Annotated in this window: 10 protein-coding genes; 2 read left to right on the top strand and 8 right to left on the bottom strand. The window is 67.9% G+C overall.

Annotated features, from left to right (window positions below; translation table 11 throughout):
• Nucleotides 1–98 precede the first annotated feature (98 nt).
• From purM to purF, 6 genes are all read right to left on the bottom strand, one after another.
• Nucleotides 99–1,175, bottom strand: a complete 1,077-nt coding sequence (gene purM, locus OHA40_RS18885; protein WP_330228240.1) for a phosphoribosylformylglycinamidine cyclo-ligase — start codon at nt 1,173–1,175, stop codon at nt 99–101.
• Between the two features lie 130 nt (nt 1,176–1,305).
• On the bottom strand, nt 1,306–2,997 hold the full coding sequence (locus tag OHA40_RS18880; RefSeq protein WP_330228239.1) for an ABC transporter ATP-binding protein: 1,692 nt from the start codon (nt 2,995–2,997) through the stop codon (nt 1,306–1,308).
• Nucleotides 2,990–4,048 carry an ABC transporter permease gene (locus tag OHA40_RS18875; RefSeq protein ID WP_442943752.1) on the bottom strand — a complete coding sequence of 353 codons (1,059 nt, stop codon included), beginning with the start codon at nt 4,046–4,048 and terminating at the stop codon, nt 2,990–2,992. The genes OHA40_RS18880 and OHA40_RS18875 overlap by 8 nt, the downstream gene beginning before the upstream one ends.
• The gene (locus OHA40_RS18870) at nt 4,048–5,061 is read right to left on the bottom strand and encodes an ABC transporter permease (RefSeq protein WP_442944061.1); all 1,014 of its coding nucleotides are present in this window, start codon (nt 5,059–5,061) and stop codon (nt 4,048–4,050) included. Before OHA40_RS18870 ends, OHA40_RS18875 begins: the two co-directional genes overlap by 1 nt.
• Before the next feature lie 116 nt (nt 5,062–5,177).
• Entirely contained in the window at nt 5,178–6,707 is a 1,530-nt protein-coding gene (locus tag OHA40_RS18865) for an ABC transporter substrate-binding protein (protein WP_330234263.1), read from the bottom strand.
• Between the two features lie 465 nt (nt 6,708–7,172).
• The gene (purF, locus tag OHA40_RS18860) at nt 7,173–8,765 is read right to left on the bottom strand and encodes an amidophosphoribosyltransferase (RefSeq protein WP_330228238.1); all 1,593 of its coding nucleotides are present in this window, start codon (nt 8,763–8,765) and stop codon (nt 7,173–7,175) included.
• A 216-nt stretch (nt 8,766–8,981) separates the two neighbouring features.
• Here purF and OHA40_RS18855 point away from each other — a divergent pair, with 216 nt between their 5' ends.
• Entirely contained in the window at nt 8,982–10,250 is a 1,269-nt protein-coding gene (locus OHA40_RS18855; protein ID WP_330234262.1) for an ABC transporter permease, read from the top strand.
• Between the two features lie 28 nt (nt 10,251–10,278).
• A complete protein-coding gene (locus OHA40_RS18850) occupies nt 10,279–11,280 on the top strand; it encodes an acyl-CoA dehydrogenase family protein (RefSeq protein ID WP_330228237.1) in 1,002 nt (333 codons plus the stop codon).
• A gap of 117 nt (nt 11,281–11,397) precedes the next feature.
• Here the strand turns inward: OHA40_RS18850 and OHA40_RS18845 are convergent, their stop codons facing one another.
• Entirely contained in the window at nt 11,398–11,760 is a 363-nt protein-coding gene (locus tag OHA40_RS18845) for a sterol carrier family protein (RefSeq protein ID WP_330234261.1), read from the bottom strand.
• Between the two features lie 143 nt (nt 11,761–11,903).
• On the bottom strand, nt 11,904–13,364 hold the full coding sequence (locus tag OHA40_RS18840; protein ID WP_330228236.1) for a serine hydrolase domain-containing protein: 1,461 nt from the start codon (nt 13,362–13,364) through the stop codon (nt 11,904–11,906).
• Nucleotides 13,365–13,547: the final 183 nt, after the last annotated feature.

The following is a 13,547-nucleotide window of genomic DNA, read 5'->3' as shown; positions in this document are numbered from 1 at the left end:
TGTCGCGGGTTGACGGGACTGGCGCCGAAAAGGCTTGCAATACACCAGAGTCCCGCATCGGATGAGGATGCGGGACTCTGGCGTGTCTTCCGCTGCGGTCAGAACCGCGGATGGTCACCGACCAGGACGGCGCGCACGGCGTCGGCGTCCTTGGCCTTCTTGACCGTGCCGAGCGTCCAGCACTCGATGTGCCGCGCGGTCAGCACGGCCAGCGCGCGGTCCACATCCTCCGGGGCGACGACGGCGACCATGCCGATGCCCATGTTGAAGGTCTTCTCCATCTCGGTCCGTTCCACCCGGCCGCGCTGCGCGATCATCTTGAACACCGGCGCCGGATTCCAGGTGCCCCGATCCAGTTCGGCGACCATGCCCGCGGGCAGCACCCTGGCCAGGTTGGCCGTCAAACCGCCGCCCGTGACGTGGGCGAACGTGCGCACGTCGGTCTCGGCGATCAGCGCGAGGCAGTCCTTGGCGTAGATCCTGGTCGGCTCGAGCAGTTCCTCGCCGAGCGTGCGGCCGAACTCCTCGACGTGTCCGGTGAGCGACATGCGGTCGATGTCGAGCAGCACCTTGCGGGCCAGACTGTAGCCGTTGGAGTGCAGGCCCGAGGAGCCCATGGCGATCACCACGTCGCCCGGACGGACCCGGTCCGGCCCGAGCACCGCGTCGGCCTCGACCACGCCGACTCCGGTCGCGGACAGGTCGTAGTCGTCGGGATCCATCAGGCCGGGATGCTCGGCCGTCTCACCACCCAGCAGCGCGCACCCCGCGCGCACGCACCCTTCGGCGATACCGGAGACGAGTTCGGCGACCTTCTCCGGAACGACCTTTCCGATCGCGATGTAGTCCTGCAGGAACAGCGGCTCCGCACCGCAGACCACGAGGTCGTCCACGACCATCGCGACCAGATCGAGGCCGACCGTGTCGTGCTTGTCCATCGCCTGCGCCACCGCGATCTTGGTGCCGACGCCGTCGGTGGAGGCGGCCAGCAGCGGCTCCCGATAGCCACCCTTCAGCGCGAACAGTCCGGCGAAGCCGCCGAGGCCGCCTTGCACCTCGGGCCGGGTCGCCTTCTTCGCCAATGGCCCGAACAACTCGACGGCGCGATCACCCGCCTCGATGTCCACGCCTGCCGCGGCGTACGAGGCACCACCACTGGGGGTCTGTTCAGTCATTTTCGGGGAAAGCTCCAAACCGAATCGGCGGATAGATGCCTGCTCACGCTACCGGAGCAGGATAACGACCCCGCACCGGTGTTGGCTCGCCCTCTTGACAATAGGGCAGAGCGAACCGTAATACAGACCATCAGTCCGACTCCTCCCCGTCGAACAGTCCGGCCGTCCGCGCCCGGCGGCGACGCTGCCGCACCGGATCGGGCACGGGCACCGCGGCCACCAGACGCCGCGTGTACTCCTCCCGCGGCGCGCGCAGGATGTGGTCCCGGTCGCCCTGCTCGACCACTGTCCCGTTGCGCAGCACGACGATTCGGTCGGCGAGCTGATCGACCACGGCGAGATCGTGGCTGATGAACAGGCATGCCCAGCCGCATTCGCGTTGGAGTTGCCCGAACAGCTCCAGCACCGCGGCCTGCACCGAGACGTCCAGTGCGCTGGTCGGCTCGTCGGCGACCAGCAGGTCCGGGTCGAGCACCAGGGCACGGGCCAGGCTGGCGCGCTGGCGTTGTCCTCCGGACAGCTCGTGCGGATACCGGTGTTCGGTGCCCGCGGGCAGCCGCACGTCGTCGAGCAGTCCGCGGACCCTGGCGCGAATCTGCGCCGAGCTGCCGGCCTTGTGCACGATCAGCGGTTCGGCCACGCAGTCGCCCACGGTGAGCCGCGGGTTCAGCGAGCTGGCCGGATCTTGGAACACGAATCCGAAGCGTCGCCGGATCGGCCGCAGCTTGCGCTGCGACAGCCCGACGATGTCCTGCCCACGCACCCGCACCTCACCGGACGTCGGCCGTTGCAGCGCGGCGACGCAGCGCCCGATGGTCGACTTGCCCGACCCGGACTCGCCGACCAGGCCGAGGGTCTCGCCAGGTCCGATGCGCAGGCTCACCTCGTCCACCGCGCGGAATCTCGGGCGACCGAACGGCCCGGGAAATTCGACCACCAGATCGCGGACCTCGAGCACCGGACCGCCCTCGGCGTCCGCAGCGTCGGCCGGGCCGTGATCGATCTGTTCGGTGCCCAGATGCGGGACGGCGGCCAGCAGGGATCGGGTGTATTCCGCCTTGGGACTCGCGAACAGTTCGTCCACCGGCGCCTGCTCGACCACCGCGCCGTCGCGCATCACCACCACGCGGTCGGCGATATCGGCGACCACGCCCATGTTGTGGGTGATCAGTACGATCGCGCTGCCGATCCGGTCGCGCAGGTCGCGCAACAACGCCAGGATCTCGGCCTGCACCGTGACATCCAGTGCCGTGGTCGGCTCGTCGGCGATGATCACCTTCGGCTCGCAGGCGATGGCGATGGCGATCACCACACGTTGCTTCTGCCCGCCCGAGAGCTGGTGCGGATAGTAGTCCACACGGTGCTCCGGATCGGGCAAGCCGACCGTCCGCAGCAACTCCACCGCACGCGCTTTGGCGGCCTTCTTGCTCAGATCGGTGTGCGCTCGCAGTGCCTCGCAGATCTGGAAGCCCACCGTGAACAGCGGGTCCAGCGCCAGACCCGGCTCCTGGAACACCATCGATATCGCGCCGCCGCGCAGAGCGCTGAGCTGCCTTTCGCTCATCGCGGTGATCCGCTCGGTCCCCAGGGTGACCAGGCCACGCACGGACGCGGTCTGCGGCAGCAACCCCATCGCCGTCCGCGAGCTAACCGACTTGCCCGAGCCCGACTCCCCGACGATGGCCAGCACTTCGCCGGGATAGACCTCGTAGGACACGCCGGTGACCGCGTGCACCGGCCCCGCGTCGGTGGCGAAGGTGACCGACAGCGATTCGATCGACAGGGCAGGGCGACCCCGCTCCGCCCCGGATGACTCAGGCATTGGTCGTGTCCTTCCCGCCGACTCCGTCCCGTGCACCCGGAACACTGCCGGGTTGCTCGTCGGCGGCACTCGGCCCGACTCCCGACCCGGCCGCCACGGCGACGGCACGACGGGTGCGCAAGACGGGGTTGAGCACTTCGTTGAGGCTCTCGCCGACCAGCGTCATGCCGAGTACGACGAGCACGATGGCGACACCGGGAAAGATGCCGGTCCACCAGATGCCGTTGGATACATCCGGCAGCGCCTTGTTCAGGTCGAAGCCCCACTCGGCGGCTTGGGTCGGTTCGATACCGAAGCCGAGGAAGCCCAGACCGGCCAGGGTGAGGATGGCCTCCGATCCGTTCAACGTGACGATTACCGGCAGCGACTGGGTGACGTTGGCGAGGATGTGCCGGAACAGGATTCGCGCGGTCGACGCGCCGGTCACCCGCGCGGCGTCGACATACGGCTCCTGCTTCACCGCCACGGTGGCGTTGCGCACCACCCGGAAGTATTGCGGCACGAACACCGCCGTGATCGCCACCGCGGCGGACAGCACACCGCCCAGACTGGTGGAGCGGCCACCCGCGACCACGATGGACACCACGATCGCCAGCAGTAGCGTCGGAAAGGCGTACATCGCGTCCATGAACAGCACGAGCACTCGGTCCAGCCAGCGGCCGATATAGCCGGACAGCAACCCGAGCGGCACGCCGATCAGCAGCGAGAGCACCAGCGAGATCGCGATCACCCAGAGTGCGGTGCGCGCGCCGTAGATCACTCTGGAGAACACGTCTTCGCCACGCACCGAGGTGCCGAACCAGTGCTGGGCCGACGGCGCCTGCTGGCGGGCGAAATCGACACCGTCGGCGGCGCTCTGGGCGAATCCGTACGGCGCGATCAGCGGAGCGAAGAGCGCGGCGAAGACGAAGACGCCGACCAGGCCGAGCCCGAGAATGAGCGTCGCGCGCTGCAACCCTGCGGTCATCGAGAACAGCCGCAGGCCCGGCACGCCCCGGCGCGGTACCGGCGCCGCGAGCACCGGTTCGTTCAGCAGTTCCGGAGCGGTCATCAGAACCTCACCCTCGGATCGATCAGCGCCACCAGGACGTCCACCAGGAAGCTCATCACCGCCACGATCAGCGCGATGAACGCGACGATGCCCTGCACGGCGATGAAGTCGCGCGCGGACAAGTACGACGCGAGCTGGTAGCCGAGCCCTTTCCATTCGAACGTGGTCTCGGTGAGCACCGAGGCGCCGAGCATCATGGCGATCTGCATACCCATCACCGTGACGATCGGAATCATCGCGTTGCGGAAGGCATGTCGTCCGGTCACGACCCGTCGAGACAGGCCGCGCGCCCGCGCGGCGTCCACATAGTCCGTGCGCAGCGTCTGGATCAGGTTGATCCGCACCAGCCGCAGGAAGATGCCTGCGGTCAGCAGTCCGAGCGCGATGGCGGGCAGCACAGCGTGTTTCAGTACGTCGACCAGATATCCGGTGTCGCCGTAGAGGATCGCGTCGATCACCATGATGTTGATCTTGGGTGAGACGTGCTGAAGTTGGAGTTCGACGTTCGTACTGGCCCGGCCCGCCACCGGCAACCAGCCCAGCTCGACCGCGAACACCAGCTTCAGCAGCAAGCCCACGAAGAACACCGGCGCGGCGTAGAACAGGATGGCCAGCAGCCGCAGCCCTGTGTCGGCGGCCGAATCCCGATGGGTCGCCGCGTATCTGCCCAGCGGGACACCGATCGCGAACGCGACGATCAGCGCCCAGCACACCAGTTCCAGCGAGGCGGCGCCGTAGGTGATGACGACCTCGCTGATCTCCCGGTTGTCCTGCGAGCGACCGAGATCTCCCTGCATGAGCCCCGAAAGGTAGTCCCAGTACTGGGCCAGGATCGGCCGGTTCAACCCGGCCGCCTCCTTGCGCACCTCGATCTGCTCCTGGGTCATGCGCCCACCCAGCGCGGCGCTGATCGGGTCACCGACCACTCGCATCAGGAAGAACACGACCGTCACCAGGATCCACGCGGTCACCGGGATCAGCAGCAGGCGAACGCCCAGGTAGCGCAGCAGCACCAGGTGACGAGAATCGTCGCCGCCCTTGACCGTTCGCGGCCGGCCGAAGCGCCGGGCCCGGGTCGGCGCCGTGTCCGGCGCTGTTGTCGTCCCGGGCCCGGCAGTGTCGCCGGAACTCACTTGCTCAGCACCGTATAGCGGAACTTGAACGACGAGTCGAGCGTCTGCTCGACGCCCTGCACATCGTTGCCCGAGACCGCGATCTGTTTGCCGGACAGCAGCGGAACGATCGGCAGGAAGTTCTGCGCGAGATCACGCTGCACCTGCCTGATCTGCTCCATCCGCTTGTCCTTGTCGGGCTGGGTCGCCCCGGCGATCAGCTGCGCGGAGATGCCGGGGTCCTCGAAGTGTGACTGCAGGAAATTGTTCGGACCGAAGAACGGGCTGAGGTAGTTGTCCGGGTCCGGGAAGTCCGGGAACCAGCCGAACTGGTAGAGCGGATACGCGTCGCGCGCTCGTTCCCGCTGGTAGCTGACCCATTCGGTCGATTGCAGGTTGACCCGGAACAGGCCGCTGGCCTCCAATTGCGACTTGATCGCCGCGTATTCCTCGGAGCTACTGGAACCATAGTGATCCGGGTTGTATTGCAGGTTCAATTCGACCGGCGTCGCGACACCGGTGTCGGCGAGGAACTTCGCCGCCCGGTCCTTGTCCGGCTGGGCGCCGTAGATGTCCTTGAACGGCTCCGCCGCACCCGGCATGCCCTGCGGCACGGACGAATACGCGGGCAGATAGGTGTTCTTGTAGACGCTGTCGGCCAGCGCCGCCCGGTCGATCGTGGCGGCGACGGCTTTGCGCACGGCCAGCTTCTGCTCCGGTGCGCCGCCCGGCATGGTGTTCAGGTTGAACACGATGTAGCGCAGTTCGCCGCCGGGACCCTCGTGCACGGTGACTCGGTTGTCGGTGCGCAGCGATTCGATGTCGGTCGGCGTGAAGGACCGGTACCCGACGTCGAGCGACCCGTTCTGCAGGTCCAGCTTCATGTTGTCGGTAGTGGCGTAGTACTTCGTCGACACCGTCTTGGTCTTCGGGGTGCCGAGAATGCCGTTGTACTCGGCGAACGCCTGGTACTCGACCAGCTTGTTCTTGTCATAGCTCGCGATGGTGTACGGGCCGGAGTAACCCTTGGCCCGCACCACCTCGTCGTCCGTCATCACCTTATCCGGCGTGTACACCTTCTCGTCCACGATCGGTCCGGCCTGGGTGGGCAGGATCGCGGGGAAGGTCTGGTCGTTGGCCACCTTCAGGGTGAACGCGACGGTGCGCGCGTCCACGACATCGGTCTTGTCCAGGTTTCCCAGCAGCGACGCGGGTCCGTTCGGATCGTTGATCCGGAGCATCCGGTCGAAGGAGAATTTGACGCTGGTCGCGGTCAACGGGTTGCCGTTGGCGAACTTCAAGCCCTCTTTCAGGGTGCACGTGTATACCGTCGGCGCGGTGAACTCGCACTTCTGTGCCGCGTCCGGCCGTGGGGTCGCATCGCCGGGCGCGAAATTGAGCAGGTACTGGTATATCTGCGTCTCGGCGACCAGCGACCCGTTGTCGTAGGCGGCCGCCGGGTCCAGCGAGAAGATCTTGTCGGTGGTGCCCGCCACCAGTCCGCCGCCACCGTCGCCGGTCCTTCCGGAACCGCAGCCCGCCACCATCGATGCCGCCAACGCCACCAGGCCGACGGCCGCGATGGTTCGCGTCCCGGTCCGTCGCCCACTCCTCGAATTCCTCATCACGGCCCCACTTCTCGAGCGCCGCACCGCGTTCTCCTGGATCGCAGGCCCGGTGCGGACACGGGTGAACTTCCGATCTGATCGGCACCGTACCTACGAAGCATTTTCGGCACGTTACGTTTTCGAAGAAAAATTGCCGCGTCGTCAGCAGGGGTTATGCGTCACACGGATGACACCGCGGAAAAACCGGTCGTACGTCCAGAATTGCCGGAGACCGCGGGAAGCGATGTCTCGAGCACGCCACATCACGGTGCACGACAGTCGGAAACTGTACCCACAAGGCCACCGAACGAAACCACCAACCGGCACTGCCGGGGGCGAGCTCTCGACGGGAGAGTGCCACCGGCACAGGTGAGCCGAAGGGCGATCAGGGATTGTCCTCCGCGTTCACGGACGACTCAACGCGCTCGCGTTCGCGTTCTCGCTCAACAGCATTGCCTCGGACTGGCCGGTCAGCATGCCCTCGAGCACGTTCTTCCCGATGGCCGCCTCGGTGGGCAGCGGGATCGGGTAATTGCCGTCGAAGCACGCCGAGCACAGCCGGGAGCGCGGCTGCTCTGTCGCGGCGATCATGCCCTCGAGGGAGATGTAGCCGAGGGTGTCGGCGCCGATCGACCGGCGCACGCCCTCGACCATGTCTTCGACATCGTCTTCGGTACCCGCGCCGTTGGCGATCAGCTCCGCGCGGGAGGCGAAGTCGATGCCGTAGAAGCACGGCCATTTCACCGGCGGCGAGGCGATCCGCACGTGGATCTCCAGCGCGCCCGCCTCACGCAGCATCCGGATCAGCGCGCGCTGGGTGTTGCCGCGCACGATCGAGTCGTCCACGACGATCAGGCGCTTGCCGCGAATGACCTCGCGCAGCGGGTTGAGCTTGAGCCGGATGCCCAGCTGACGGATGGTCTGGCTCGGCTGGATGAACGTGCGCCCGACGTAGGCGTTCTTCATCAGGCCTTGGCCGTAGGGCACACCCGACCCTTGCGCGTAGCCGACCGCGGCCGGTGTGCCGGACTCGGGGACCGGGATCACCAGATCCGCCTCGACCGGATGCTCCTTGGCCAGACGACGGCCGATCTCCACCCGGGTGGCATGCACCGAACGACCCGCGATGGTGCTGTCCGGCCTGGCCAGATACACGTACTCGAAGACGCAGCCCTTGGGCTCCGGGTTGGCGAAGCGCATCGAGCGGACGCCGTCGGCGTCGATCGCCAGCAGTTCGCCGGGCTCGATCTCCCGGACGAACGCGGCGCCGACGATGTCCAGCGCGGCGGTCTCACTGGCAACGACCCAGCCACGCTCCAGCCTGCCCAGGCACAGCGGGCGCACGCCGTGCGGGTCACGCGCGGCGTAGAGGGTGTGCTCGTCCATGAAGGTCAAGCAGAAGGCGCCCTTCAACGTGGGCAGCAGTTCCATCGCGGCCTGCTCGATGCTGGAATCGGCCGCGGCGTGCGCGAGCAACGCCGTGACCAAGTCGGAGTCGGACGTCGCCGCGGCGGGCTGCGGGCGCCCGCCACGCACCGAAGCGCCGACCAGACCGAGTTCGCGTGCGCGACCGGCCAATTCGGCGGTGTTGACCAGATTGCCGTTGTGTCCCAACGCGAGCCCGGAACCGACCGCGGTGGTGCGGAAGATCGGCTGAGCGTTCTCCCAGGTCACTCCGCCGGTGGTGGAGTAGCGACAGTGGCCGACGGCGATGTGACCGGGCATGGCGGCCAGGGTCTGCTCGTCGAACACCTGGCTGACCAGACCGAGATCCTTGAAGACGAGGATCTGCGAGCCGTCCGACACCGCGATGCCCGCCGCCTCCTGCCCACGATGCTGCAATGCATACAGGCCGTAGTACGTGAGCTTGGCCACTTCTTCGCTCGGAGCCCAGACTCCGAAGACGCCGCACTCCTCGCGCGGCTCGTTCTCATCGACATCCGGGGCGGAAAACGAGGTGGCGGAAGTGCTGTCGACCGGCAGTTCGGCGTTGGTCACCGTTTGCTCCCTGTTCGGGCGGGCTGGGGGCAGATTTCATTCTACGGGTGCACGCCCGCGCCTTCGCACCGCCACCGCATCCGAACAGCAATCCAGGGTCGCCGAAGCGCCGGATTCGCGCCACCGTGAGCTGTTACCGTGCGCACCGTGACGACGACGGACGACATGAGCAAGCCGGGGTCGAATGCACCAGGGAATCACCGGCCATGGCCTCGTATGGCGCTGTTCCCCGTTGCCGTGCTGACCTTGCTGACCGCGCTGCTGGGCATCATGTACCTCGACTACGTCGTGGATCCGGAGAAGAACCTGCACGACTTCCCGGTCGCGCTGGTGAACCAGGACGTCGGCGACACCATCGGGAGTGGCGACGGGCGCAGGCAGGTGAACTTCGGTAGCCAGATCACCGAAGCGCTGGCGCAGGGTGTGCCGTCCGACAAGGTCGATCTGCGCGTGATCAGCATCACCGAAGCCGAGCGGCAGATGCAGTCCGGGCAGGTCTACGGCGCGATCGTCATCCCGAGCGACTTCAGTAAGCAACTCGGCAATCTCGGTGTGGGCAGCGTCATACCCGGTGACATCCAGCGGCCGGTCATCACGCTGCAGACGAACCCGCGCACGGGCGCGTTCGGCACCCAGATCGCGCTTCGGATCGGCAATGAGGCGTTGACCAAGGTGAACGAACAGGTCGGCAAGCAGCTGACCGATCAAGTCAACGCGCAGCTGGCCCCGCGACCAGGCGGCCCGCCCGCGCCCGAACTGTCCGGCGCGACCAGAGTCGCGCTCGCATCGCCGATCCAGGTGGTCGTGCAGCAGTACCACCCATTGCCCGACGGCAGCGGTCAAGGCCTCACCGCGTTCTTCTACGCGCTGCTGTTGTTGCTGGCCGGTGTGGTCGGCGCGATGGTCATCCACACCATGATCGACGCTCAGCTCGGTTTCGTGCCAACCGAGTACGGGCCGTGGTACGTGCACTATCCGCCGACGCCGATCTCGCGGTTCAGGACGCTGCTGATCAAGTGGGGCGTTTTCGTGCTGGCGGCGAATATCGTCGCCGGGGTGTTCCTGCTCGTCGGCAAGCTGCTGGACATGCCGATCGGCAATCCGCTCGCCCTGTTCCTCTACAGCGCGCTCGCCATGATCGCGGTGGGCGTGACCGGGCTGTCCATGCTGGCGGCGATCGGCTCGGCGGGTCTGCTGGTGAACCTGATCCTGTTCGTCATCCTCGGCCTGCCGTCCTCCGGCGGCACCGTGCCGATCGAGGCGACGCCGGAGTACTTCGGCTGGCTGGCTTCATTCGAGCCCATGCACCAGGTATTCCTCGGGGTGCGGGCGATCCTGTACTTCGACGCGAGTTTCGGCGCCGGACTCGCCCGAGGGGTGTGGATGGCGGTGCTCGGGCTCGCCATCGGGCTGGTGTTCGGCGCGGTGGTCACCCGCTTCTACGACCGCAAGGGGCTGGAGCGGCGCAACCGCGTCCGAGCGTGAGCGGCCCGCGGCCGGGATGATGGTCGATGTGACTTCGTGGATCGAACGCGCCCGCCGGCTGACCGATGAGGTGCTCGCGCCGCACGCGAGCGCCGTCGACCGGGACGGCGCGATACCGCGGACGCATTTCGACGCGCTGGCCGAGGCGGGGTTCTACGGCATCTCGATGCGTGAGGACGTGGATCTGGCCTCGTTCACCGAGGTCGGTGAGATCTTGGTGGCGGGCTGTCTGGCCACGTCGTTCGTCTGGGCGCAGCATCTCGGGGTGGCTCGCCGGGTGGCGACCTCGCCGAACCCCGCACTGCGCGAGCGCTTCGGTACGGATCTGCGCGAGGGCCGGGTGCGTTCCGGGGTTACCTATGCGGGCGCAGCCGAGCAACCCGCACTGGTCGCGCATCGGACGGACGGCGGGTTCGTCATCGAGGGGAACGCGCCGTTCATCACCGGCTGGGGCATGGTGGACGTGGTCGGCGTCGTCGCGCGGGACGCCGCCGACGACCAGTCGCTGGTCAGCGTGATCGTGCCCGCCCAGGAGGGCGCGCATCTCTCGGTGCGGCCGATACCGCTCACCGCGGCGGACGCGAGCCGCACCGTGACCGCGCGGTTCGACGGCCTGCGCGTCCCGGATTCGGCGGTGGACAATCGCATCTCACTGCGGTCGTTCCACGCTTCGTTCGTCGTAGCGGCTTGGCGCAACGGCGCACTCGCCCTGGGTATCGCGCGGCGCTGCCTCGCCGAGCTCGATCAGCTCGGCATCGATACCACCGCGCTCGCCGCGGAGCGCAGTGCAATCCGCACGGAGCTGGACGCCTCGCTCAGCGGAAGCGCGGATGTCTACGTTGCCCGTGCCCGCGCCTCCGAACTGGCGATGCGCGCCGCGTCAGCCTTGTTCACCGCCGCTGGCAGCACCGCGATCACCCGCGGCACCCTCGCCGAGCGCTCCCTGCGCGAAGCCGCGTTCACGCTGGTCTTCGGCTCCCGGCCCGGTATCAAAACAGCTCTGCTCGAACGGTTTACGAGCAAGTCATGATCGCAGACTCCACCCACGGCGGCATGCCCAACCAAAGCGTTGTGCCCAACAAGTAGTGGCGAACCGCGCCGCAATAGGCGATCTCCGGCGGTCTGCACGGCGGCGGCGCCTCGGCGGTCAACGCGCGGTCACCCGGGCGATCGGCAGCCAGTGGTCTATTTCCGCCGCGCGGGTGCCGGAGGCGCTGACCGCGCCGGACTCGACCGCGGCGTGGAAGTCGAGCAGCCCGGTGGCCAGAAGCAGCCAGGTGCGGGGGTCGGTCTCCACGACGTTCGGCGGAGTGCCCCTGGTGTGCCGCGGGCCCTCGATGCACTGCACCGCGACGAACGGCGGCACCCGGAGTTCCACCGAGTGCCCGGGCGCCGAGGCCGCCAGCGAACGCGCCGTGGTCCGCACGGCCGCCGCGAGTCCGGTGCGAGCAGGTGCGCCAACCGACTCGTCGCGCAACCATTCGCTCACCGCCGCCACTGCCGCCCGCATCTCCGCCGGATCAACCGTCCCTCGCGCCACCCGGCAGACCTTACTTCCCACTCCCGACACCCAAGGCCCGCGCTCAGCACAGTTGCCCGGCACCACACCCTCGCCGAAAGGTGCGGAGATCCGGGCGACCGTGGGCAGAGGGGTCAAGCGGCCTGCTTGGGGGTGGCGCGCATACCGACGTAGCAGCATTCGGTGCCGTCGGCGAGGGTGGCGAAGACGACCGGCATGTAATCCTCGCTGAAGGACGGTCCAGCGCCGGAGGCGGCGAACACGGTGGGCGCGACCGGCGTCAGGTCCATGCTCAGCGCGGGTGACAGGCCCGCCATGCCGTCGACGAACTCGTAGAGCATGTGCGCGGTGCCGTCGTCACGCTTGGTGACGGTGATGACCACACCGGCGCGCCGGTAGGTGCCGACGAAGGGGGCGATGTCCACCGCGACCGGCGGCTCGGCCGGGCCGAACGCCTCCGGGACGCGGACGTCCGCCAGTTCGGCGAGCAGTTCGCGGAACAGGGCCGCGTAGAGCTGGCGCGCGCCGCCGCCGTTGGTCAGCAGTGCCACCGCGACGCCCGCCCGCGGCACCGCTCGCAGGTACGCGTACTGCCCGATCGCGGCGCCGTCGTGGCCGAATCCTTTGACGCCGTCCCAGTCGTAGAGGGTCCACCCGAGACCCCAGCCGTCGGCGCTGACCGTCCACTTATCCGGCACGTCGACCTCGCGCCGCTGCATCGCGGCGACGGAGGCTGCCGACAGCACCTCGGCGCCGTCGGCGGCGCGTCCACCGTCGAGGTGCATGCGCGCGAAGCGGACCATGTCACCCGCCGAGGTGATCACGCGCGCTGCCGGCGCGACACTACGGGGCATCAGATCCCATTCCGGCGCGGGATCCGGGTCGGCACCCGCCGCGCCGAGGTGGCTCATCGCGACGCGGAACCGCAGCGCCTGCTCCGGCAGCGTCACCAGGTGATCGAGCCCGAGTGGAGCGGCGAGCATGTCCTGCACCGCCTGGTCCCAGGTCTTCCCGGTGCGCACTTCGATGACGCGACCGAGCACCATGTAACCGAGGCTGCCGTAGGACATCGCCGTCCCCGGCGCGCAGTCCAGCGCGACATCTCGCGCCGCCTGCACGTATTCGGCGAGGCAGTCGTCGCCGCGCCCGGCGTCGTGGTTGAAATCGTTGGTGACGCCGCCGGTGTGGCTGAGCAGTTGCCTGATGGTGATCGTCGCCGTCGCCTCCGGGTCCGGAGTCGCGAACTCCGGCAGCACGTCCACCACCGGCGCGTCGAGATCGAGCTTGCCTGCGTCCACCAACCGCATGATCAGCGTCGCGGTGTACACCTTGGCGATCGAGCCGCAGAGGAACACCGAATCGGTGGTCACGGACACCCCGGTCCCGCGGTGCAGGACGCCGCTGGCGATCTCGTAGACCTGCCCGTCGACCAGCACCGCCAGCGACGCGCCCGGCACATGATGTTCGGCCCGCAGTTCGTCCAGGCGCGCCTGCCAGCGCGCAACGGAAAACCTGCGCCCGGCCGAGTCCGTGCTCCCCCAGCGCCCACGCACCTGCCACGCGCCCGTCTCGTCCCAGCTCATCGTGTTCGACATCGCTTGCTTCCCTTCTTCTTTGCGCACACTGTTCGCGCCATGCGAACAATGTACCCATTCGGGAACGATGTGCGCAACTTGCAGCCGACGGGGATACCGACCAGGAGGCCAATCCGCTGACGCACATCTCCCAGCGACCGCCCAGGCCTCTAATGAGCAGGGCAGATGGTGATGTGCACGGCC

The organism is Nocardia sp. NBC_00508 (assembly GCF_036346875.1).
GTDB lineage: Bacteria > Actinomycetota > Actinomycetes > Mycobacteriales > Mycobacteriaceae > Nocardia.
Note: the sequence above shows the minus strand (reverse complement) of the source record. Positions and strands in the feature narration are given on the sequence as shown.